The organism is Streptomyces sp. NBC_00829, assembly GCF_045161795.1.
Taxonomy (GTDB): domain Bacteria; phylum Actinomycetota; class Actinomycetes; order Streptomycetales; family Streptomycetaceae; genus Streptomyces.
In genome coordinates this window covers 2317452-2339572 of the sequence record NZ_CP108867.1, presented here as the reverse complement: position 1 = coordinate 2339572, position 22121 = coordinate 2317452, and the positions used below count along the sequence as shown (strand labels likewise).

General features: G+C 70.2%; 22 protein-coding genes. 17 read left to right on the top strand and 5 right to left on the bottom strand.

Going from position 1 to position 22121, the window contains the following annotated elements:
• Window positions 1–57 precede the first annotated feature (57 nt).
• The 7 genes from OG293_RS09605 (at window position 58) to OG293_RS09575 (ending at window position 8675) form a co-directional block, all read left to right on the top strand.
• Window positions 58–849: an enhanced serine sensitivity protein SseB C-terminal domain-containing protein gene (locus OG293_RS09605; RefSeq protein WP_405998346.1), complete on the top strand. Its 792-nt coding sequence runs from the start codon at window positions 58–60 to the stop codon at window positions 847–849.
• 494 nt (window positions 850–1343) lie between these two features.
• Window positions 1344–2342: an ABC transporter permease gene (locus OG293_RS09600; protein WP_405998345.1), complete on the top strand. Its 999-nt coding sequence runs from the start codon at window positions 1344–1346 to the stop codon at window positions 2340–2342.
• A 102-nt stretch (window positions 2343–2444) separates the two neighbouring features.
• Entirely contained in the window at window positions 2445–4220 is a 1776-nt protein-coding gene (locus OG293_RS09595; protein WP_405998344.1) for an ABC transporter substrate-binding protein, read from the top strand.
• Window positions 4221–4345: 125 nt separating this feature from the next.
• Window positions 4346–5344 carry an ABC transporter permease gene (locus tag OG293_RS09590; protein WP_405998343.1) on the top strand — a complete coding sequence of 333 codons (999 nt, stop codon included), beginning with the start codon at window positions 4346–4348 and terminating at the stop codon, window positions 5342–5344.
• A complete protein-coding gene (locus OG293_RS09585) occupies window positions 5341–6438 on the top strand; it encodes an ABC transporter ATP-binding protein (protein WP_405998342.1) in 1098 nt (365 codons plus the stop codon). Before OG293_RS09590 ends, OG293_RS09585 begins: the two co-directional genes overlap by 4 nt.
• A complete protein-coding gene (locus OG293_RS09580; protein ID WP_405998341.1) occupies window positions 6435–7874 on the top strand; it encodes an ABC transporter ATP-binding protein in 1440 nt (479 codons plus the stop codon). The genes OG293_RS09585 and OG293_RS09580 overlap by 4 nt, the downstream gene beginning before the upstream one ends.
• A gap of 141 nt (window positions 7875–8015) precedes the next feature.
• The gene (locus OG293_RS09575) at window positions 8016–8675 is read left to right on the top strand and encodes a trimeric intracellular cation channel family protein (RefSeq protein WP_405998340.1); all 660 of its coding nucleotides are present in this window, start codon (window positions 8016–8018) and stop codon (window positions 8673–8675) included.
• Between the two features lie 101 nt (window positions 8676–8776).
• Here the strand turns inward: OG293_RS09575 and OG293_RS09570 are convergent, their stop codons facing one another.
• Window positions 8777–11479, bottom strand: a complete 2703-nt coding sequence (locus tag OG293_RS09570; RefSeq protein ID WP_405998339.1) for an FAD/NAD(P)-binding protein — start codon at window positions 11477–11479, stop codon at window positions 8777–8779.
• Between the two features lie 134 nt (window positions 11480–11613).
• Here OG293_RS09570 and OG293_RS09565 point away from each other — a divergent pair, with 134 nt between their 5' ends.
• Entirely contained in the window at window positions 11614–12078 is a 465-nt protein-coding gene (locus tag OG293_RS09565; protein ID WP_405998338.1) for an RrF2 family transcriptional regulator, read from the top strand.
• A 140-nt stretch (window positions 12079–12218) separates the two neighbouring features.
• Complete coding sequence (locus tag OG293_RS09560) at window positions 12219–13067, top strand: thioesterase family protein (RefSeq protein ID WP_405998337.1); 849 nt, start codon at window positions 12219–12221, stop codon at window positions 13065–13067.
• Window positions 13068–13186: 119 nt separating this feature from the next.
• Here OG293_RS09560 and OG293_RS09555 read toward each other — a convergent pair whose 3' ends face one another.
• Complete coding sequence (locus tag OG293_RS09555; RefSeq protein WP_405998336.1) at window positions 13187–13759, bottom strand: TIGR03086 family metal-binding protein; 573 nt, start codon at window positions 13757–13759, stop codon at window positions 13187–13189.
• Window positions 13760–13855: 96 nt separating this feature from the next.
• Between OG293_RS09555 and OG293_RS09550 the strand changes: the two genes are divergently transcribed.
• Complete coding sequence (locus OG293_RS09550; RefSeq protein ID WP_405998335.1) at window positions 13856–14875, top strand: helix-turn-helix transcriptional regulator; 1020 nt, start codon at window positions 13856–13858, stop codon at window positions 14873–14875.
• Here the strand turns inward: OG293_RS09550 and OG293_RS09545 are convergent.
• Window positions 14844–15458, bottom strand: a complete 615-nt coding sequence (locus OG293_RS09545) for a TetR family transcriptional regulator (protein ID WP_405998334.1) — start codon at window positions 15456–15458, stop codon at window positions 14844–14846. The genes OG293_RS09550 and OG293_RS09545 overlap by 32 nt on opposite strands.
• Before the next feature lie 103 nt (window positions 15459–15561).
• Between OG293_RS09545 and OG293_RS09540 the strand changes: the two genes are divergently transcribed.
• From OG293_RS09540 to OG293_RS09530, 3 genes are all read left to right on the top strand, one after another.
• A complete protein-coding gene (locus OG293_RS09540) occupies window positions 15562–15714 on the top strand; it encodes a hypothetical protein (RefSeq protein WP_405998333.1) in 153 nt (50 codons plus the stop codon).
• Window positions 15715–15731: 17 nt separating this feature from the next.
• Complete coding sequence (locus OG293_RS09535; RefSeq protein WP_405998332.1) at window positions 15732–16109, top strand: DUF4190 domain-containing protein; 378 nt, start codon at window positions 15732–15734, stop codon at window positions 16107–16109.
• A gap of 98 nt (window positions 16110–16207) precedes the next feature.
• A complete protein-coding gene (locus OG293_RS09530; RefSeq protein WP_405998331.1) occupies window positions 16208–17371 on the top strand; it encodes a cysteine desulfurase family protein in 1164 nt (387 codons plus the stop codon).
• Window positions 17372–17407: 36 nt separating this feature from the next.
• On the opposite strand, the gene OG293_RS09525 is transcribed toward OG293_RS09530, so the two are convergent.
• Complete coding sequence (locus OG293_RS09525) at window positions 17408–18100, bottom strand: N-acetylmuramoyl-L-alanine amidase (RefSeq protein ID WP_405998330.1); 693 nt, start codon at window positions 18098–18100, stop codon at window positions 17408–17410.
• 61 nt (window positions 18101–18161) lie between these two features.
• Here OG293_RS09525 and mnmA point away from each other — a divergent pair, with 61 nt between their 5' ends.
• Entirely contained in the window at window positions 18162–19289 is a 1128-nt protein-coding gene (gene mnmA / locus OG293_RS09520; RefSeq protein WP_405998329.1) for a tRNA 2-thiouridine(34) synthase MnmA, read from the top strand.
• A 186-nt stretch (window positions 19290–19475) separates the two neighbouring features.
• Here the strand turns inward: mnmA and OG293_RS09515 are convergent, their stop codons facing one another.
• Window positions 19476–19805: a DUF427 domain-containing protein gene (locus OG293_RS09515; protein ID WP_405998328.1), complete on the bottom strand. Its 330-nt coding sequence runs from the start codon at window positions 19803–19805 to the stop codon at window positions 19476–19478.
• Between the two features lie 61 nt (window positions 19806–19866).
• On the opposite strand from OG293_RS09515, the gene OG293_RS09510 reads away from it, so the two are divergent.
• The 3 genes from OG293_RS09510 to OG293_RS09500 are packed head-to-tail and all read left to right on the top strand — an operon-like array spanning window position 19867 to window position 22101.
• Window positions 19867–20406 carry a TIGR00730 family Rossman fold protein gene (locus OG293_RS09510; RefSeq protein WP_405998327.1) on the top strand — a complete coding sequence of 180 codons (540 nt, stop codon included), beginning with the start codon at window positions 19867–19869 and terminating at the stop codon, window positions 20404–20406.
• 16 nt (window positions 20407–20422) lie between these two features.
• Window positions 20423–21112: an SDR family oxidoreductase gene (locus OG293_RS09505; protein ID WP_405998326.1), complete on the top strand. Its 690-nt coding sequence runs from the start codon at window positions 20423–20425 to the stop codon at window positions 21110–21112.
• On the top strand, window positions 21109–22101 hold the full coding sequence (locus tag OG293_RS09500; RefSeq protein WP_405998325.1) for a methionine synthase: 993 nt from the start codon (window positions 21109–21111) through the stop codon (window positions 22099–22101). The genes OG293_RS09505 and OG293_RS09500 overlap by 4 nt, the downstream gene beginning before the upstream one ends.
• Window positions 22102–22121: the final 20 nt, after the last annotated feature.

Genomic DNA, 22121 nt, shown 5'->3' with positions numbered 1-22121 from the left:
CATGCCGGACCCGCCGCACTCGTGTGCCGGGTGGATCGAAGAGGGGCGGAACCCAGGGTGAGCGCGTCAGGCACCGCGGCGGCCGGGCAGGTCGAGCACATGCTGCGCCAGGTGACTCCCGGGCGCTACGACGCGTACGAGGCACTGCTGCACGCGCTCGCCGACCCGGCCGGCGGCGGCCGGCTGTGGATGCTGCTCTGGCACGGCCAGGCCGGCTCGCCCGACGCCCAGTACGGGAACATGGAGGTCGACGGCGTCGGCTACGCCCCGTGCGTCACCTCTGCCCAGGAGCTGGCCGTCTCCGGCTGGAACCGCGCGCACGAGGTGGTCGGCGGCCCGGACATCGCCCGCGCGCTGTACCCCGAGCGCTGGGGGATCTGGCTCAACCCGCACGCGCCCGGCGGCGGCGTCGGCATCCCCTGGCTCGATCTGCGCCGCATTGCCACCGGACTCGACCGGATGCCCGCCGGGCCTCTGCGGCTATCGGAACCGGCCATCGAGATTCCGCACTTCTACGCCCTGCTCTCGCAGAACGCCCACCGCACGCCCGCGGTCCGTGCGCTGCGCCGAGCCTGGGTGCAGCCCGCGCTCGGCGCTCCGTATCTTGCCATCGGGCTCGATCTGTACGACACGAGCCGGCAGTCCGTGGACACCGTGCGCGCCATGATGCAGCAGTCGATCACCGCGGTCCCGGACGGGCTGCCGGTCTCCACCGTCGCCATGTCCGACGAGTACGACCCGGTGACGATGTGGCTGCGGGCCAACGCCCGGCCCTTCTACGACCGCGACGCGCACGGCGCCGCACCGGCCGGAGGCGGGTACGGCTATCCGCCGCAGCACGGCCGGTGAGTGTCCTTCACCCGCGGCACGGTCGGTGAAGGACACTCACCGGTCCCGGGGACAGTAGGAGTTTCCATAGGTCAGGGATGTTTCGTCCCGTCTTCACAAGTGGCCTTCGCGTCGACGCCGGGCGGATGAGAAGGTGGCGGCCACGGCCTTGTGGTGTACGGTCCGCTGATTGTGATCGACTTGTCCGTAATGTGCGCCTTGCTCAACTTTCAGGCTACGAGCGCCAGATGGCGATCCGCTCAAACGGCGGCCTCGTCCGTATAACGGAAACCCCCTCCCCTCATCACGTTTGAGCAAACATTCCCCGGGGGGTCTGGCGGGTGATCGCAGCAGCGTTGAAGACTCCCGCCACAAGGGCAGTCGGTCCTGTGTACGACCTGCTTGTTCAAGCATTCCTCGCACCACGCACACAACTTGCACCACTGATGTGAACGAAGCCGCTACAGCGGCGGGCATGGGTCGGTCACCGCCGGCCGAGAGGGGTCCCCACCACGATGACGGCACCACTGCACGACACGAGCGCGGCCGAGACCGCGGCCGTCGATGTCGCCGCCGATGTCCCGCAGAAGGCCATCGAGGGGCGCTCCCCCTGGAAGATCGCCTGGGTTCGCCTCAAGCGCGACAAGGTCGCGCTGGCCGGTGGCGTCGTGGTGCTCCTGCTGGTCCTGGTCGCCATACTCGCTCCGCTGATCGTGAGCGCGTTCGGCCACCCGCCGGAGGAGCTGCACGAGGACCAGATCGATCCGCTCCTCGGCACTCCGATCGGCAGCTGGGGCGGCATCAGCTCAGACTTCCTGCTGGGAGTCGAGCCGGTCAACGGCCGCGACGTCTTCAGCCGAGTCGTCTACGGCGCCCGCATCTCGCTGCTGGTCGCCTTCCTCTCCGCCTTCGTCGCGGTCTCGCTCGGCACCCTCTTCGGTGTCATCGCGGGTTACTTCGGCGGCTGGGTGGACGCGGCGATCAGCCGGGTGATGGACCTGCTGCTCGCGTTCCCGCAGCTGCTCTTCATCATCGCCCTGATCTCGGTCACCCCGAACGAACTCCTGGGTTTCTCCGGCTCCGGGCTGCGCATCGCCGTCCTGGTGCTGGTGATCGGCTTCTTCGGCTGGCCGTACATCGGCCGCATCGTGCGCGGCCAGACGCTCTCGCTGCGTGAACGCGAGTACGTCGAGGCGGCGCGCAGCCTGGGAGCAGGCCGGGCCTACATCCTCTTCCGCGAGCTGCTTCCCAACCTCGTGGCCCCGATCACCGTCTACACGACGCTGATGATCCCCACCAACATCCTGACCGAAGCCGCACTGAGCTTCCTGGGAGTTGGCGTCAAGCCGCCCACACCGTCCTGGGGCGAGATGCTCCAGACGGCCGTGCGCACCTACGAGGACGACCCGGTCTTCATGATCATCCCGGGTCTGGCGATCTTCATCACCGTGCTTGCCTTCAACCTCTTCGGTGACGGAGTACGGGACGCGCTGGATCCGAAGGGATCCCGCTAGACCCCGCCAGTCCCAAGGACACACAGCCCCTGCCAGTCAGGAGCGAAAGCCCAGAATCCGCGGCCCTCAAGGGCCGTGACTAACACGGAGGTTGCGAGCATCGTGACAACCCATCGCACGTCGAAGCGCAGGCTTGCCGCAGGCACGGCTGTCGTGCTCGCGGCCATGCTTACCGCCACTGCCTGTGGCGGCAAGGACGACAAGAAGGACGGCGCGGGCGGCGCGCCCGGTTTCAACGCGGGCATCGGCAAGGTCGTCAACGCCTCCGACAAAAAGGGCGGCGAGCTCAAGTTCGTCGGTACCCAGGACGCCGACTCGTGGGACCCGGCGCGCGGCTACTACGGCTTCATGTGGGACTTCGCCCGCTACTACACCCGCCAGCTCGTCAGCTTCAAGCCGGAGCCGGGCCAGGCCAGCACCGAGCTCGTCCCGGACCTCGCGACCGCGAAGGCCGAGATCTCGGACGGCGGCAAGACCTACAAGTACACCCTCAAGAACGATGTCACGTGGGAGGACGGCTCGCCCGTCACCGCGCAGGACATCAAGTACGGCATCGAGCGCACCTGGGCCCAGGACGTCATCTCCGGCGGCCCGGTCTACCTGATGCAGGTCCTGGACCCGAAGAAGGAGTACAAGGGTCCGTACAAGGACACGTCTGCCGACAAGCTCGGTCTGAAGGCCATCGAGACGCCGGACGCGAAGACCATCATCTTCAAGCTCCCGCAGCCGAACGGCGACTTCGAGCAGATGCTCGCCATGCCGGCCGCCTCTCCGGTCAAGAAGGAGAAGGACACCTCCGCCAAGTACGGCCTGAAGCCCTTCTCCAACGGCCCGTACAAGATCGACTCGTACGCGCCGAACAAGTCGATGAAGCTGTCGCGCAACGCGAACTGGAAGCAGTCCTCGGACACGATCCGCAAGGCGCTTCCGGACACGATCTCGGTCACCTTCATGACCAACGCCGATGACATGGACAAGCGCCTGCTCAAGGGCGACTTCGACATCGACATCAACGCGACCGGCATCGGCCAGGCCGCCCGCACCACCGCCCTGCGCAAGCACAAGGGCAACCTGGACAACGGCCAGACCGGCTTCATCCGCTACGCGGTCTTCCCGAAGACGGTTGCGCCGTTCGACAACATCGAGTGCCGCAAGGCCGTCATCTACGCCGCGGACAAGAAGTCGCTGCAGACCGCGCGCGGTGGCCCGCAGGCCGGTGGCGACATCGCCCCGAACATGCTCCCCGCGGGCATCAAGGGCTCCGACACCTCGTACGACCCGTACGAGGTCCTCAAGAACGACGGCAAGCCGAACCTCGAGAAGGCCAAGGCCGCGCTGAAGGCCTGTGGCAAGCCGACCGGCTTCAAGACCACCATCGCGGTGCGCAACAACAAGCCCGTCGAGGTCGCCACGGCCGTCTCCCTGCAGAACGCGCTGAAGCAGGTCGGCATCGACGCCCAGGTCGACCAGTTCGACGGCGCCCAGACGTCCGGCATCATCGGTTCGCCGAAGGTCGTCAAGGAAAAGGGCTACGGCATCATCATCATGGGCTGGGGCGCGGACTTCCCGACCGGCCAGGGCTTCTCGCAGCCGCTGGTCGACGGCCGGTTCATCCTCCAGAGCGGTAACAACAACTTCTCGGAGCTGAACGACCCCGCGGTCAACAAGCTCTTCGACCAGGCCATCGCCGAGACCGACCCGGCCAAGGCCGGCGAGGTCTACAAGCAGATGAACCAGAAGGTCTCCGAGGCCGCTGTCTACCTGCCCTTCGTCTACGACAAGACGATCACCTGGCGCAGCACCCGCGTGACCAACGCGTACCTGGCGGACGCCTACAACGGCCGCTACGACTACGCCTCGCTCGGCGTCGTCAAGTAAAACCCAGTCAGTTCACGTTCCAGTGCCACACCCGCTAGGCACGAAGGGCAGGTGATGGCCGCGAGCGGTGGCCCGGGGCCCTCTCCAGAAGAGAGGGCCCCCGGGCCGCCGTCGGGCCGAGCGCAGTGCTTGCATATCTCATCCGGCGAATTTTCGCCGTCATCGTCATGCTGATGGTCATCACTCTGGTGACCTTCGGAATCTTCTTCCTGTTCCCCAAGATGATCGGGACGGACCCGGCGCTCTACTTCGTCGGAAAGCAGTCCGACCCGGCCGCCATCGAGGGCATCCGGCAGAAGATGGGCCTGGACGACCCGATCCTGGTCCAGTTCGGCAAGTTCGTGGTCGGGCTGGTGGCCGGACGTACGTACGCCAACGGTTCCGACGTGACGCATTGCGCCGCGCCCTGCTTCGGGTACTCGTTCAAGACCGAGCAGGAGGTCTGGCCGCTGCTTCTCGACTGGCTGCCGGTCACCTTCTCGCTCGCCATCGGCGCCGTCGTGCTCTGGGTCGTCGGAGGAGTCGCCACCGGCATCGTCTCCGCACTCAAGCGCGGTACGCCGCTGGACCGCTCGGCCATGGGCATCGCCCTCGGCGGTGTCTCGCTGCCGATCTACTTCACCGGCATCCTGTCCCTGGCGGTCTTCTCCGACCAACTCGGCTGGTTCGACCGGCCGGACGCGCAGTTCGGTGACGACCCGGCGGGCTGGTTCAACGGCATGGTCCTGCCGTGGGTCACCCTGGCCTTCCTGTACGCGGCGATGTACGCGCGGCTCACCCGGGCCACCATGCTGGAGGTCCTCAACGAGGACTACATCCGCACCGCCCGGGCCAAGGGCCTGACCGAACCCGTGGTCATCGGCAAGCATGCGATGCGCTCCACCATGACCCCGATCCTCACGGTGCTCGGCCTGGACCTCGGAGCCCTGGTCGGCGGCGCGGTCCTCACCGAGAGCACGTTCTCGCTGCACGGCCTCGGTTACAACGCGGTGGCCGCGATCAACAACCACGACCTGCCGGTGATCCTCGGCGTCACACTGATCTCGGCCTTCTTCGTGGTCCTCGCGAACCTTGTCGTGGACCTCATGTACGCAGTGATCGACCCCCGAGTGAGGCTCTCATGACCGAACTGACGAAGACCGGCGCCGTGGGCGAGCCCGTCTCCGCGGGCTCGGCCCCTTCCGGCGCCTTCCTCGAAGTACGTGACCTCCAGGTCCACTTCCCGACCGACGACGGTCTGGTGAAGTCGGTCGACGGCCTCTCCTTCACGCTGGAGAAGGGCAAGACCCTCGGCATCGTGGGCGAGTCCGGCTCCGGCAAGTCGGTGACCTCGCTCGGCATCATGGGCCTGCACCGCGTCGGACAGTACGGCCGGCAGAAGGCCCACCTGTCCGGGGAGATCTGGCTGAACGGCAAGGAACTGCTCACTGCCGATCCCGACGAGGTGCGGCGTCTGCGTGGCCGCGACATGGCGATGATCTTCCAGGATCCGCTGTCGGCGATGCATCCGTACTACACCATCGGCAAGCAGATCAGTGAGGCCTACCAGGTCCACAACAAGGTCGACAAGAAGACCGCGCGCAAGCGTGCCGTCGAGCTGCTGGACCGGGTGGGCATCCCGGAGCCCCACAAGCGCGTGGACGCCTACCCGCACGAGTTCTCCGGCGGTATGCGCCAGCGCGCGATGATCGCGATGGCGCTGGTCAACAACCCCGAGCTGCTCATCGCGGACGAGCCGACCACCGCGCTGGACGTCACCGTCCAGGCGCAGATCCTCGACCTGATCCGGGACCTGCAGAAGGAGTTCGGCTCCGCGGTCATCATCATCACCCACGACCTGGGCGTCGTCGCCGAGCTGGCCGACGACATCCTGGTGATGTACGGCGGGCGTTGCGTCGAGCGCGGGCCGGCCGAGAAGGTCTTCTACGAGCCGCAGCACCCCTACACCTGGGGTCTGCTCGGCTCGATGCCGCGCATCGACCGTGACCAGACCGAGCGCCTCATCCCGGTCAAGGGCTCCCCGCCCAGCCTGATCAACATCCCCAGCGGCTGTGCCTTCCACCCCAGGTGCCCGTACGCCGATGTGCCCAAGGGCGGGATCACCCGCACCGAGCGGCCCGATCTGCGGGAGGTCGGCAGCCGGCACCACTCGGCCTGCCACATGTCGCAGGAGGACCGCACGCGGATCTGGACCGAAGAGATTGCGCCGAAGCTGTGAGTGAGACAAAGAATTCCGAGATCACGATCCCGGAGCAGGCGACATCCTCGCCCGAGCCCCTGCTCAGGGTCAGCGGACTGGTCAAGCACTTCCCGATCACCAGCGGACTGCTGCGCCGGCAGACCGGCGCCGTCCAGGCGGTCGACAACATCAGCTTCGACGTACTGCCCGGCGAGACCCTGGGCGTCGTGGGCGAGTCCGGCTGCGGCAAGTCGACGATGGGCCGTCTCATCACCCGGCTGCTCGAACCGACCGGCGGCAAGATCGAGTTCGAGGGCAAGGACATCACGCACCTCGGCGTCGGGGGTATGCGCCCGATGCGCCGGGACGTCCAGATGATCTTCCAGGACCCCTATGGCTCGCTGAACCCGCGCCATACGGTCGGCACGATCGTCAGCGCGCCCTTCAAGCTCCAGGGGATCACTCCCGAGGGCGGAGTCAAGAAGGAGGTCCAGCGGCTGCTGGGCCTGGTCGGTCTCAACCCCGAGCACTACAACCGCTATCCGCACGAGTTCTCCGGCGGTCAGCGCCAGCGCATCGGCATCGCGCGCGCGCTCGCCCTCAAGCCGAAGCTGGTCGTGGCGGACGAGCCGGTCTCGGCGCTGGACGTGTCCATCCAGGCGCAGGTGGTGAACCTGCTGGACGACCTCCAGGACGAGCTGGGCCTCACCTACGTGATCATCGCCCACGACCTGTCGGTCATCCGGCACGTCTCGGACCGTATCGCGGTGATGTACCTCGGCAAGATCGTCGAGCTGACCGACCGCAAGTCGCTGTACGAGTCGCCGATGCACCCGTACACGAAGGCGCTGCTCTCCGCGGTGCCGGTGCCGGACCCGAGGCGGCGCGGCGGCAGGAGCGACCGGATTCTGCTCACGGGCGACGTGCCGTCGCCGATCTCCCCGCCGAGCGGGTGCCGGTTCCACACCCGGTGCTGGAAGGCGACGGAGATCTGCAAGACGCAGGAGCCGCCGTTGCTGGCGCTGAAGACGGGCCACCAGGTGGCCTGCCACCACCCGGAGAACGCGCCGGACATGGCCCCGGGTGACCCGGTGCTGCCGGCGTCGGCGCGGGAGGCGATCGAGGTCGTCGAGCCGGCGAAGCTGACGACGGCGGCGGAGACGGCGGAGACGGCGGCTGCCGCGGGTCCTGTGACGGCGGAGGCGTCGGCCGACGAGGCCGAGGTGGCTCAGGCGGCTGCGGAAGCCGACGCGGACGAGCCCGAGGCGAGCCTCATCAAGGCGGAGCCCGAGGTCGCGGAGGCGGAGCCCGAGGCCGTCGAGGCCGAGGCCGCGGAGGTTGAGGCTCCGGCCGACGACGCGGACGGTTCCGAGGCCGAATCCGGTTCCGAGCCCGCCGACGACGCGGATGCACGGCCGGGCGACGAGGCCGAGCCCACCGAGGCCGAGCCGACCGAGGGCAAGAAGCCCGAATAGTCCGGTATGGCCGCGGTGTTCGGCGGAACACCGCGGCCCTGCCCGCCGCACGCACCGCGGCGAGGCCTTCCCGCAGGGACCGCCGATCGTTCCGAACACGCGTCGGTAAGCGTCGCGCCCGAGAACCGGCACAATCGTCCGGTGCTCCATGAACTGTTCACGCCCTCCGTCCAGCACGCGCTCGACCTCGCCGGAATCTTCGTCTTCGCGATTTCCGGCGCGCTGCTCGCCGTCCGCAAGAACTTCGACGTCTTCGGCATAGCGGTGCTCGCCGAGGTCACAGCGCTGGGCGGCGGGCTTCTCCGTGACATGATCATCGGGGCGGTCCCGCCAGCCGCCTTCAGCGACCTCGGGTACTTTCTGACGCCGCTCGTAGCCGCGGCCCTCGTCTTCTTCCTGCATCCGCAGGTCGAGCGCATCCAGGTCGGCGTCAATGTCTTCGACGCCGCCGGACTCGGTCTCTTCTCCGTCACCGGCACCACGAAGGCGTACGAGTACGGGCTCGGCCTGACCCCCTCCGCGGCCCTTGGCCTGGCCACCGCCGTCGGCGGAGGTGTGCTGCGTGACGTACTCGCCAACGAGGTGCCGTCGCTGCTGCGCTGGGACCGCGATCTCTATGCCGTTCCCGCGATGGTCGGCGCCATCCTGGTCGTCCTGTGCATCCGCTTCGACGCGCTGAACGCGGTCACCAGCGGACTCGCCGTGGTGACGGCGTTCGTGCTGCGGCTGCTCGCGATGCGCTTCCACTGGCGGGCGCCCCGGGCGTGGCACCGGAGCTCCGCAGCCGCCGAGGAGGTGTAGGGCGTGTCCGCCGGGCCGGTGGAGCGGTTGGACGCGATCCCTCCGCCCGCGGCTCCACGGTACTGAGCGGGCGGCCCGGTCCTGCCGGGCCGCCCTGTTTCTCAGGCGGGCAGGTCGGCCAGCCGCCGTGTGTCGAGCCGACTGGGGCGCCGGTCCAGTCGCTGCTCCAGCAGATGCCGGGCAGCGTCGCAGCGGCCGGCGGAGACCAGCGCGTACAGCAGTGTCTCTTCGACGACCTCGCGCTGGGCGGCACTCCCGCCGACCCGGCGCAGGGTGGGGAGGATGCCGCGCAAGCCGTGGACCGCCGTGGCCCAGCGTTCCTCCAGGACGGATCCCAGCGCATCGCACAACGGGACGATGACCTCCCGCTGCACGGGATCGGCCTGCGCCGCGTGCGCGCGCAGCCGCCGCAGTGCGGGCTGATCTCCGGCAGCGGTGAGTGCGACGGCGCTGTGCATCGCCGTGAACGCTGTCGAGGGTCGTTCGACCATGTCGTCCGCCACTGCGCCCAGTACGTCGTCGACGGGCATGCGTCCCGTCCAGCTGCTGGCCATCCGGGCCCGCCACAGGAGCGATCCCGAGTCGACCAGGGCCCGTACCCCGCGTACCCGGTCCGGAGTCAGCTGGGCGAGCCAGCGCCTGCGTACCGCAGCCGGGTCGTCGAGGGCGAGTTCGTGCAGCGCCACGTGCCACGAGAAGTGCGCGCGGTGCACGGCGCCACGCCCCTGGCCGCTGATCCACTGATCGAGCCAGTCCCGGCCTTCCTGGTGTTCTCCCGACTCGTAATGGACGTGGGCGAGTGCGTGCACGGCATGCCCGGAAGCCGGTTCGCGGGCGAGAGCCGCACGGGCCAGATCGCCCGCCTCCGCGTACTGCCCCTGCTCCTGGCGGACGAACGACAGGAGTGACATGTGGAACCAGTGGCCCTCGTAGACAGGGGCGGTGCGTTCCACCAGCCGCTGCGCCAGGTCGCCGTCGAGGTCGCTGATTCCGGAGAAGGCGATGGTGGGGACGGCGGTGCTGAGTGCCAGTGCGTCGCCCGGGTAGGAGTCGAGGTGGTCGACGAGAGAGCGGTCGCCGTCGCCTCCCCGGACCCGGCGGGCGACGACGTCGACGAACGATCGCTCACGCTCGTCGCCGCGTTCACCCGCGCTGCGCTGGGCGTCGGCGAGAGCCCGGGGCACATCGACGTCGGCACCGCACTCATGGCCGAGCAGGGCGAGCGCGGCGTGACCGAGTGCGAATCCGGGATCGAGCTCGGTCGCACGGGAGAAGGCTTCTGCCGCCCCCGCACGTACCATGACGACCCGCGCGAGTCCGGAGCGGTAGGCGGCTGCTGCGGCGGCGTGGGTGGACAGGGGCAGCCCGAACTGGTCGGCGGGCCGCCGGTGTCCGGCCCTGGCCGCCCGGGTGAGCGGGGCCAGCACATCGTCGGCGATCGCCGCGGCCTGGACGCGGATCTCCGGGATGGCCGTGGTCTCCCACAGCTCGCCGCGCCGGGACGCGCCGAGGGTGAACAGCGGCCGGTCGGTGCGGCCCCGGGCATCGCGCAGTCGTCCGCGGTCGGTGGCGACCCCGAGACCCAGCGGGCCGGGGACCGCGAGGCCGTCGGCGAGCAGTCCGCTCCACAGCGAATCGCCGGAGCCGTCCATGCGCGGTCCCGGGCCGGTGCAGTCAACCACCCAGCCCACCCGCAGAACCTGCCCGTCCACGAGAGTGACGTCGAGCCGCCCGTCGTCGACGGGCCGGGCGGATGCGACCCTCCCGGCCCGGACCTGAAGCCGGCCGGCGACCCGCGCACGGCCGACGGCTTCGGCGGTGACCGGGGCCATGCGGTGGCGGTGCACGTTCCACTCGGTGGCGTCCCGGCCGAGGAAGTGGGCCCGCTCGTCGTCGGTGAGGCTCTGCCAGATTGCCACGGTCACGGGGCGCAGTCCGTCCAGAGCCGGCCTCCAGTCGCCGAGGGCGCGCAGGGAAGCGGTCAGATGCCGCCGTACCGCCGCGCGCAGTCGGGCCGGCGGCAGCCCCACCAGCCCAGGTGGCGGTGGCACGGGGGGAAGGGGAGCGAGCGCGTGCGGACGGGGCAGCATCCCGCTGCGCGACACGGCATGCACCGTGCGGCCCGGCCGGTCCAGGACGAGGGAAAGGTCAACGGCCGTGAGCCCGGTGCCGACCAGCAGTACGTCGTTGTCGGCTTCGCGCAATCCGTCGAGCGCTCCGGGGGCCCATGGCCGGCTGATGAACCGGTCCGAGCTGCGCAGCTCGGCCGGGGCCCAGCTGCTGGAGCCTGCCGCGGGCCCGGTGGCAAGGACAACGCTGTCGGCTGTCACGGTCAGGCCGTCGGCGAGCTTGAGCGAGGCGCGACTGTCGGCCGTCCACGTGCAGCTCGTCGCCGTTGACCGCAGGCGGCTCACGGAGACGGTGCCGTGCGCCTTGATGATCGCCTGGCCGAGGGTGTCGGAGAGATAGGCGCCGTAGCGGTAGCGGGTGGCGAAGTCGGCGGCGGTGACGGTCGGTTCGCCGTGGCGGCAGAGCCAGCGCTGGAAGTGCCCCGGATCGTCGGGGTAACAACTCATGCCGCCGACCGGCACGTTGAGCCGATGCTCAGGGGCCGCGGTGGCGTACGCCGTGCCGCGGCCCGCTTCCGCCGCAGGATCGATCAGGATCAGCTGGAGCCCGGTACGCCGACGGGCAGCGGCTTCGCAGAGCTGCGTGGCGACCAGCGCACCGGCCGCTCCGGCACCGACGACAGCGACAGTTGATGGGGGAAGAGCGGGGACCACGGATACCTCCGGCTCCGGCACAGGGATGATGTTCTTCACTATTTCGATAAACAAACTGAATTGGCAACCCCATGCACTGCAGTCGGCGGACTCGGTGGAGTCGGGGGCCTCGCGAGGGCGGGACGCGTGGCCGTCGACCGTGAGACATTGATGTCGTGAGGATCTCGGCGAGAACGGACTACGCGGTTCGGGCCATGGCGGAGCTGGCTTGCACGTCGGGCCGGCCGTTGAAGGCGGAGGACATCGCGGGCCGTCAGGACATTCCCTTGCGCTTCCTCTTCTCCGTGCTCAGTGAATTGCGCCGGGCGCGACTGGTGCGCAGCGAACGCGGCCCCGATGGCGGATACGCGCTGACGCGGCCCCCCACGGAGGTCACCGTCGCCGACGTCATCCGAGCCATGGACGGGCCCCTGATGAGCGTGCGGGATCTGAAACTGACGGGGCTGGCGTACCCCGGCGCGGCGTCGGCCCTGCCGGATGTCTGGCGCGCGGTGCGCACGAGCCTGCGCCAGGTTCTGGAGGGCACGACGCTGGCCGACCTGGCGGCCGGGACTCTGCCTCCACTGGTGCAGGAGCGGGTCCGCGACTACAACGACGACGGACGGACGTATCCGTCGTAGGCGGCGCCGGCCGTGGTCCGTGCAGGCTGAATCGTCCCCCGGAAACCGGTGCGGGGTTCCTCGGGCGCGCGGGACGGAGGGCTGGCGGCGGTGCGAAAAATAAGCTACCGCTCAGTATTTTTCTGTTGTACCGTGCCTCTATGGCACAGGCAGTTCAGGCATCCATCGGGGACAGCGAGTTCGACCGCGAGACCGCGGTCACCCTGCGCGCACCGGGCGTCTACGACGCGGAGCTCTCGTCGGGCTGGACCATCATCCGGGCCGTCAACGGCGGCTATCTCCTGGCCATGTTGGGCCGGGCGCTGGGCGACGCGCTTCCGCATCCCGACCCGTTCACGGTCTCCGCGCACTATCTGAGCGCGTCGCAGCCCGGCCCCGCGGTGATCCGCACCGAGCTCGTGCGCACCGGCAGCTCCCTCTCCACCGGCCAGGCCTCGCTCTTCCAGTACGCGCAGGACGGCACCGAGGTCGAGCGTATCCGCGTCCTCGCCACCTATGGCGACCTGGCTGCGCTGCCGGACGACGTACGGACGTCGGCGCAGCCGCCCGTCATGCCCGCGCTTCAGGACTGCCTCGGCCCGTCCGACGGTCCCGCGCCGAAGTTCCCCGGCAACTCGGCGATCCAGCAGCGCCTGAACATCAGGCTCGACCCGGCGACCGTCGGCTGGGTCGTGGGTGCGCCCTCGGGCAAGGGTGAAATGCGTGGCTGGTTCTCCCTCGCGGACGGCCGGGACGCCGACCCGTTCTCGCTTCTGCTCACGGTCGATGCGCTGCCGCCGACATCGTTCGAGCTGGGCCTGAAGGGCTGGACCCCGACCGTCGAACTGACCACGCACATCCGCTGCCGCCCGGCCCCCGGGCCGCTGCGGGTCTCGATCACGACGCGCAACCTGGCGGGCGGCTTCCTGGAGGAGGACGCGGAGGTCTGGGACAGCGCGGACCGGCTGGTCGCGCAGTCGCGTCAGCTGGCGAAGGCGTCGCGGGGCTGAGGCCCGCCGGCGCTCCCGAGCCCGTCGGCGCTCACGGCGCGGTCCGGGGCAGGACACCCGGCCCTGAGGGCATGGGGGTGCGGTGCCCGGAGCCTCATGCCGCACCCCCCGAGGGCCCGTCAGACCGTACGCCCCAGCCACGCCGCCAGCCGGTCATACGCGTCCGCGTCCGACCCCGCCTCCCGGACCGGCCCGAACGGCACCCCCTCGCCACGGCTCTCCGGCGGAAGCACTGCCTGCGCGATCGGAAGAATCGCCTCCGCCAGGGCCTGCTCCAGCGGCAGCGGATGGCCCAGCGCGCGTGAGAGGTCCCATGTGTGGGTCACCGTCTCCATCACATAGCCGCCCACCGCCGCCGCCCCCGGCAGCGCCGGGGCCCACGGCACCGCGACCTCGCGGACCAGGCTCGCGTCGTCCGCCCACGCCGCCGTGGCGCGCCGGTGCGCCTCGTCGTACGCCGCTGTCCAGCCGTCGTCCGTGACACCGTCGACCCGCGCGGGCACCGACATGCCGTCCCCGCCCTCGCCGATCAGCGCGAACCGGTGTGTGGCGCCCGTGACATGGGAGAGCAGCTCTCGCACGTCGTACTCCGTACACGGCGTCGGGTCGTCGAGCCGTTCCGGCGTGACCAGCTTGACCAGGCTCGCGAACTGGTCGGCGGCACGCTCGTACAGGGGGCGGGGATCGTTCATGGTGTCCTTCTCCTCAAGACCGGGACTCGGTGACGAGGAGGACTCTCCAGGGATAACCTGACAACCCCCGTCATGTTTTCCGGAGATCCTCAGAGCGTGAAATCCGACCGGCTGCTCTCGATCCTGCTTCTTCTCCAGACCCGTGCTCTCGTCCCCGCCACCGAGCTGGCCGAGAGGCTCGAGGTCTCCGTACGCACGATCTACCGCGATGTCGAGTCGCTCTCCGCGTCCGGGGTCCCCGTCTACGCCGAGCGGGGGCGCCACGGCGGCATCGCCCTGCTGCCCGGCTTCCGTACCGATGTCACGGGGCTGACCGCCGACGAGTCCCGCGCCCTGTTCGTGCTGGCCGCCCAGGGCGCACACTCCGCGCTCGGCCTCGACGAGGCGCTGGGCTCCGCCCTGCGCAAGGTCATGGCCGCGCTGCCCGAACCGCACCGGCCCGCCGCGGAGTTGACGAGCCGGCGGATCCTCGTCGACCCGGCCCGCTGGATGCGTCTGCCGCACCGGGCGGTGGATCTCGACGTACTGAACACCGCGGTCTTCACCGATCGCAGGCTGCGGCTGCGCTACCGCCACAGCGGCACGACCGAGCCGCGGACGTACACCCTCGACCCGTACGGACTCGTCGTGAAGGCGGGCGTCTGGTACCTGATAGCCGACCACCGCACCCGGCCCCGGCTGTTCCGCGCCGACCGGGTGCTCTCCGCCACGCTCACCGACGCGCCGGTGCGGCGGCGCGAGGGCCAGGAGCTGGCGGACGTCTGGGAGGTGCTGCGCCGCCAGGTCCAGGATCGCCCCACGAACGTACGGGTGTCGGCCCGGGTGAAGGCCGACCGTCTGGACCTGTTCCTGCGCATCCACGCGGGCATGCTCGCCGAGGAGCCGGTCCCGGCAGGGGAGTGGACCCGTCTCGAACTCGCCGTCCCGTCCGTGATGGCGGCCCGCGCGCTGCTCGCCTTCGGCGAGAGCGTCGAGATCCTGTCCCCGCCCGAGGCCCGCGCGGAGCTGGCCCGCGCCGCGGCCGCCGTGGTCGAGCTGTACGGCGCGGGAGGCGCCGGCCCCGCAGGCGGCGGGGAGGTCCCGGTCAGTCCAGCCAGTGACGGCGGCCCAGGCTGATCAGCCGCAGCTGACGGCGCGCCACCGAGCTGACCCGCTCCTCGCCTTCCGGCCCCGCCTCCAGGAAGGTGGACGCGGTCACGACCATGTGGTCCACATACACACCGGCGAGCATCCGCAGATCCGCCTCGCTCCATCCCGCCGAATCCGGCTCCAGGGCGAACGCCGCCGCCACCTCGTCGCCGAATCGCCGCAACTGCGCGCCGATCGCCTCGCGTACGGGCTGCACGCCGCCGTGCCGCTCGCGGGCGATGAAGCGGACATGTGCGGGTGAGGTCCGCACCAGGCCGGCGATGAGCGCGACGGTCCGGTCGATGCGTACGGCGTCGCCCGTTTCCGCGAGCGCCTCGCCGATCGTGGCGTGCAGGCTGCCGAGCGCCTCCTCGACGAGCGCGACGCCGAGGTCGCCCGTGTCCCGGAAATGGCGGTAGAACGCGGTGGGCGCCACACCGACGGCGCGGGTCACCTCACGCAGGCCGAGACTGCTCAGGCTCTGCTCCTCCAGCAACTGCAGCGCCGCGTCCAGGAGGGCCTGACGGGTCTTCTGTTTCTGGGCCTGACGAATCCCGGCGGTGTGACTCATAGCATTCAGTAAACAACCGTTCTCCCAAGAAGGGAAGTGTAGACTCAGCAGTCAGTGAACAGTCGTAATCACAAGTGTTCACCGAGACTTCGAAAGGAAGACAATGATCGCCCTCGTCGCAGCGCTTCTCCTCCTGGGAATCATGCTGGGCGCCGTGGCCCAACTTCCCCTCTCCGTCACCTTCGTGGCCTGCGCCGTCATCGGCGCATGGCTGCTCGTCTTCGCCGTGCGCGAGCGCCGCGCACGCCACCACTGACCCGGAAGGAGCCCACCATGCAACTCACCGCCACCGCGCGAAGCGAACGCGCCGCGCGAAGCGAACGCACCACCCGCGGCGAGAGCACCGAGAGCACCCGCGGGGATGCCGCCGTCCGGGAGACCTCCATGTCCGAAGCACGGCCCGCACCGAGGACCCGGCGTGACGCCGACGGCATGGCCGTCGCCGCCTTCGTCCTCGGACTCGTCGGTCTGCTGGTGATGAACATGGTGCTCGGCCCGATCGCCGTCGTCCTGGCGGGCCTCGCCCTCTGGCGCGGCACCGCACGCCGTGGCCGCGCCCTCCTCGGCCTCGCGCTCGGCCTCGCGGACCTGGTCGTACTGGCCGTCCTGGTCAGCGCGAACGGCACGGTCGGCTGGGGCATCAGCGGCTGACCCGCGCAGCGGGAGCACTGCGCACGAGGCACCCGCACGCCCGTGCACCCCTGCGCCGCGTCCGCGCCCCCGCCACGCCTCGTAGAATCGTGGCCACCATGGCTTACCTCGACCACGCTGCGACCACTCCGATGCTGCCGGAGGCCGTCGAGGCGATGACCGCGCAGCTCACCGTCACCGGCAACGCCTCGGCACTGCACGCCGCCGGGCGCCGGGCCCGCCGTGCCGTCGAGGAGGCCCGCGAGGACCTCGCCGACGCTCTCGGCGCACGCCCCAGCGAGGTGGTCTTCACCTCGGGCGGCACGGAGGCGGACAACCTCGCCGTCAAGGGCCTGTACTGGCAGCGGCGCGACGCCGAACAGGCCAGGACCCGCGTCCTGGCAAGCCCCGTCGAGCACCACGCCGTCCTCGACGCCGTCGACTGGCTCGGCGAGCACGAGGGCGCGACGGTGGAGTACCTGCCGGTCGACGCGTACGGACGGGTGCACCCCGAGGCCCTGCGCGAGGCCATAGCCCGCAATCCCGACGATGTCGCCCTCGCCACCGTGATGTGGGCGAACAACGAGATCGGCACGGTCATGCCGGTCGCCGCACTGTCCGCGGTGGCGAGGGAGTTCGGCGTCCCGCTGCACGCCGACGCCGTCCAGGCCTTCGGCCAGCTCGACGTCGACTTCGCCGCCTCGGGGCTCGCCGCAATGACCGTCTCGGGACACAAGATAGGCGGTCCGTACGGCATCGGAGCGCTGCTCCTCGGCCGCGAGTACACCCCGGTCCCCGTCCTGCACGGCGGCGGCCAGGAGCGCCACGTACGCTCCGGAACCCTCGACGCCCCCGCGATCGCCTCCTTCGCCGTCGCGGGGCGTCTCGCCGCCGAGCGGCGCGAGGACCACGCCCGCGAGATCGGCGCACTGCGCGACGAACTGGTCCAGGCCGTGCGCACGGCCGTCCCCGACGCGATCCTCGGCGGAGACCCGGACGACCGCCTCCCCGCCAACGCCCACTTCACCTTTCCCGGCTGCGAGGGCGACTCCCTGCTGCTGCTTCTGGACGCGCAGGGCATCGAATGCTCCACCGGCTCCGCCTGCACGGCCGGTGTCGCCCAGCCCAGCCATGTCCTGCTCGCCACCGGCACCGACCCGGATCTGGCCCGTGGGACGTTGCGCTTCAGCCTCGGCCACACCTCGACCAAGGCGGATGTGGAGGCGGTGGCGGAGGCCATCGGCCCCGCGGTGGAACGTGCCCGTCATGCGGGACTGAGCTGACCACGGCAGCCGGCCCGCGCTCAGCGGCACACCGGCTCAGCCCGCGGCGGTGGCCTCCTCCGCTGCCTGTCGGGCCGTCGGTATCGCGCTCCGTACCAGTGTGAGGTAGCGCTTCCAGTCCCAGTGCGGCCCGGGGTCCGTGTGGTCCGTGCCAGGAACCTCCACATGCCCGATGATGTGCTTCCGGTCCGCCGGAATGTCGTACCGCACACAGATCCCCGCCGTGAGCCGCGCCGACGCGCGGTACATCGCGTCCGTGAAGTCGGCCGGCCGGTCGACGAAGCCCTCGTGCTCGATGCCGACGCTGCGTTCGTTGTACGAGCGGTTGCCGCAGTGGAAGGCCACGTCCAGCTCGCGGATCATCTGCGCCACACGCCCGTCCTTGCCCACCACGTAGTGCGTCGCCGCGCCGTGAGCGGGGTCCTTGAACGACTTGAGAGCCGAGGGAAAGCTGCCCTGGACGACATGGATGACCACCCGGTCGATGCTGAAGTCGTCGGGCCTGTCCGCAAGTCGCCAGTTCGACCGCGACGCAGCCGTCCACTGCGCGCCGGCGTGGTCGAGCTCACCGTCCTTGCGTGACTGCGCCATCCCCGGCACCCGCCACCAGACACGTCGCAGCTCGTCCCGTGCCAGCACACCGGCGCCCAGCACCGCCGCGCCCCCGCCGATCAGCACGGCACGCCGACTGACACCCCGCCCCTTGCCACGCTTCGATTCGCTCCCCATGCGTTGCCCAACGCTTACTCGCGAGCTTTCGGTTCCCCGGCCCCCTTACCCTGGTAGGGCTATGACTCCTCAGACTCCCCAGCGCCCCCTCCGTGTGCTCGCCGCGATGTCCGGCGGTGTGGACTCCGCAGTCGCCGCCGCCCGGGCGGCCGAGGCGGGGCACGACGTCACCGGTGTGCACCTGGCCCTCTCCGCGAACCCTCAGTCCTTCCGTACGGGTGCGCGCGGCTGCTGCACCATCGAGGACTCCCGCGACGCCCGCCGCGCCGCGGACGTCATCGGGATCCCGTTCTACGTGTGGGACCTGGCCGAACGCTTCCGCGAGGACGTGGTGGAGGACTTCGTCGCGGAGTACGAGGCGGGCCGCACTCCGAACCCGTGTCTGCGCTGCAACGAGAAGATCAAGTTCGCGGCGCTGCTCGACAAGGCGCTCGCGCTCGGCTTCGACGCCGTGTGCACGGGCCACTACGCCACGGTCGTGACGGGCGAGGACGGTAACCGGGAGCTGCACCGGGCCAGCGACATGGCCAAGGACCAGTCGTATGTCCTCGGCGTGCTCGACGAGCGGCAGCTGGCGCACGCCATGTTCCCGCTCGGTGACACCCTCACCACCAAGGACGAGATCCGGGCCGAGGCCGAGCGCAGGGGTCTCGCGGTCGCCAAGAAGCCCGACAGCCACGACATCTGCTTCATCGCCGACGGCGACACCCAGGGCTTCCTCGCCTCGCGCCTCGGCACGGCCGAGGGGGACATCGTCGATGAGGGCGGTGCGAAGGTCGGCAGCCACGACGGCGCCTTCGGCTTCACGATCGGCCAGCGCAAGGGCCTGCGGATCGGCCACCCCGCGGCCGACGGCAAGCCGCGCTATGTCCTGGACATCTCGCCGGTGAACAACACGGTGACGGTCGGCCCGGTCGAGGCCTTGGACGTGAGGGCTCTCACGGCGATCAAGCCGCGCTGGTGCGGTACGGCCCCGGCGGGCGCCGGGACGTACACCGCGCAGTTGCGCGCCCACGGCGGCGAGACCGAGGTCAGCGCCGAGCTGGTCGACGGCACGCTCCGGGTGAGCTTCACCGATCCGGTGCGCGGCGTGGCACCTGGCCAGGCGATCGTGCTGTACGACGGCACGCGGGTGGTCGGCTCGGCAACGATCGCGACGACGGAGCGGGCGGCTGCCCCGGTCGCCTGATGTCCTGATCCGGATCGGCCGATCGCGGTCCGCCGCTGACGGGCGACGGGTGGACGGGTGGACGGCCGACCGGACGGCGAGGTGTCCGGACGACTGGAGGCGAGGCGTCCGCGTGTCCACCGGACGGGCGCAGCAGGGTGACTGCGGGGCTGAGGGGAACTCATCGCCCGGCTCGATGTTCTTCGGTCAGCCCTGGACGACCATGGTGTCGTAGAAACAGAAGTGCCCCTTGATCCGCGCCACATCGTCCTTGGGCTCGGGATACGCCCACACCAGATCCTGCGCGTCCGGCACGGACCAGTAGGAGGCCGTTCCCTTGAACGGGCAGTACGTGCGGGTCTCCGAGGGAGTCAGCAGCTCGGTCCGCACGTCCTCGGCGGGGAGGTAGTAGCGCACGGGACAGCCCGTCTCGCGCAGGACGAGCGGACTCCGGCTCTCCGCCAGAACCCTCCCGTCCCGCACCACGCGTACGTGAACCGTGCCCTGCTCGATGGTGATTGCGTGTCCGTGAACCATATGTGGCACAGCACCGCGCGGGCCGTACTTCTTCCCCGTACCGCAGACGTACCGTGAGGCCATGAACATCTGTGTCTTCCTCTCCGCCGCCAACCTCGACGAGCGCTACACCCGTCCCGCCCGCGACTTCGCCGAACTCGTCGGCAAGGGCGGCCACACCCTGGTGTGGGGAGGCTCCGAGAGCGGGCTGATGAAGGTCGTCGCGGACGGCGTCCAGCAGGCGGGCGGGCGGCTCGTCGGCGTCTCGGTCGGCTTCCTCGCGGCGAACGCACGGGCTGACGCGGACGAGATGGTGATCGCCAAGGATCTCGCCGAGCGCAAGGCGCTCCTCCTCGACAAGGCCGACGCCGTCGTGATCATGGTCGGTGGTACGGGAACACTGGACGAGGCCACAGAGATCCTGGAGCTGAAGAAGCACGGCAAGCACGCCAAGCCGGTGGTCCTGCTGAACACCGCGGGCTTCTACGACGGCCTCAAGCACCAGTTCCGCCGGATGGAGGAGGAGGGCTTTCTGCCCCTCCCGCTGGCCGACCTGGTGTTCTTCGCCGAGGACGGGATCTCGGCGCTCGCCTACCTGGAGGAGTCGGCAGGCATCCAGTAGTGCGAGCATGTCCCGTATGGCTACACACCTGATCACCGGCGCCGGCTCCGGCATCGGCGCGGCCGTCGCGCGCCGCCTCCACGCGCGCGGTGACGACCTGATTCTGCTGGCCCGTGACGCCGGGCGGGCCAAGGAGCTCGCCTCGCGGTACGAGGGCGCACGCACACTGGTCGCCGACCTGGCCGACCCGGACCGCATCTCACGGTCCCTCGGCATGCAGCCGATGCCCGACCGGCTCGACTCGCTGCTGCACATCGCGGGAGTCGTCGACCTCGGCCCGATCGCCGAGCTGCGGCCGAAGACCTGGCACCAGCAGCTCAACGCCAACCTCGTCTCGCCCGCCGAACTGACCCGGCTGTTCCTGCCCCAACTGCGGGCCGCCAAGGGCCATGTGCTCTTCGTCAACTCCGGAGCGGGCCTCAACGCCCACGCGGAATGGGGCGCTTACGCCGCCTCCAAGCACGGCCTCAAGGCGCTCGCCGACTCCCTCCGTCACGAGGAGCACGGCAACGGCATCCGCGTCACCTCGGTCTACCCGGGCCGCACCGCCGGCCCCATGCAGGCCAAGGTGCACTCCCAGGAGGGCAAGGAGTACGACGCGTCCCGCTGGATCGACCCGGAGTCGGTCGCCACGGCGATCCTGGCCTCGATCGACCTGCCACGCGACGCGGAGATCAACGACCTGACGGTGCGGCCCGGACGATGAGCTTCCCCTGGGGCCCCGCCACCGGGGTCGGATCCATGCCCGGCGGCGACGCCCGCGAGGCCGCGAAGACCGCCGCCGGGGCCTTCGAGGAGTTCCCGAACCTGCCCGAGCTGCCCGCACGCGGGCCCGGCGCCGACATGATCGGGCGGACCATCGGGCTGCTCGTCGAGATGTACGCGCATGTCGAGCCCAGCGGCTGGCGCATCAGCGACCGCCCGGGGCGCGACACCCGCAGGGCCCACTCGTGGCTCGGCGAGGACCTCGACGCCCTGGAGGAGTTCACCCAGGGCTACGAGGGGCCGCTGAAGGTCCAGGCCGTGGGGCCGTGGACGCTCGCCGCCGCGCTGGAGCGGCGAGGTGGCGAGGCGGCCCTCGGCGATCCGGGCGCCGTCCGGGACCTGACGGCCTCGCTCACCGAAGGGCTCCGCTCCCATCTGGCGGACGTACGCCGCCGGGTGCCCGGCGCCCGCGTGGTGCTCCAGCTGGACGAGCCGTCACTGACCGCCGTGCTGCGTGGACAGATCAGGACGGCCAGCGGCTACCGCACCCACAGGGCGGTCGACCGCCAGGTGGTCGAGGGCACGCTGCGGGAGGTGATGGGAGTCGCGGACGATCCCGTGGTCGTCCACTCCTGCGCGCCGGACGTGCCGTTCGCGCTGCTGCGCCGGGCCGGCGCGGCAGGAGTGTCGTTCGATTTCGGTCTGCTCACCGAACGTGACGAGGAACAGATCGGTGAGGCCGTCGAAGGCGGTACGAAACTCTTCACGGGAGTCGTGCCGTCCACGGATGCTCCATTGTCGGACCCTGCCGGTAGCGTCATGGGTGTCAGGACGTTGTGGCGCAGGCTGGGGCTGAATCCGGGGACTCTCGCCGAGTCCGTGGTGGTCACTCCGGCATGCGGGCTCGCGGGCGCCTCACCGGCGTATGCCCGCGCCGCGCTCACCCATTGCGTCCGGGCCGCGAGATCGCTCGCAGACAACCCTGAGTAACGGGGTGCTGGGAAATCGGG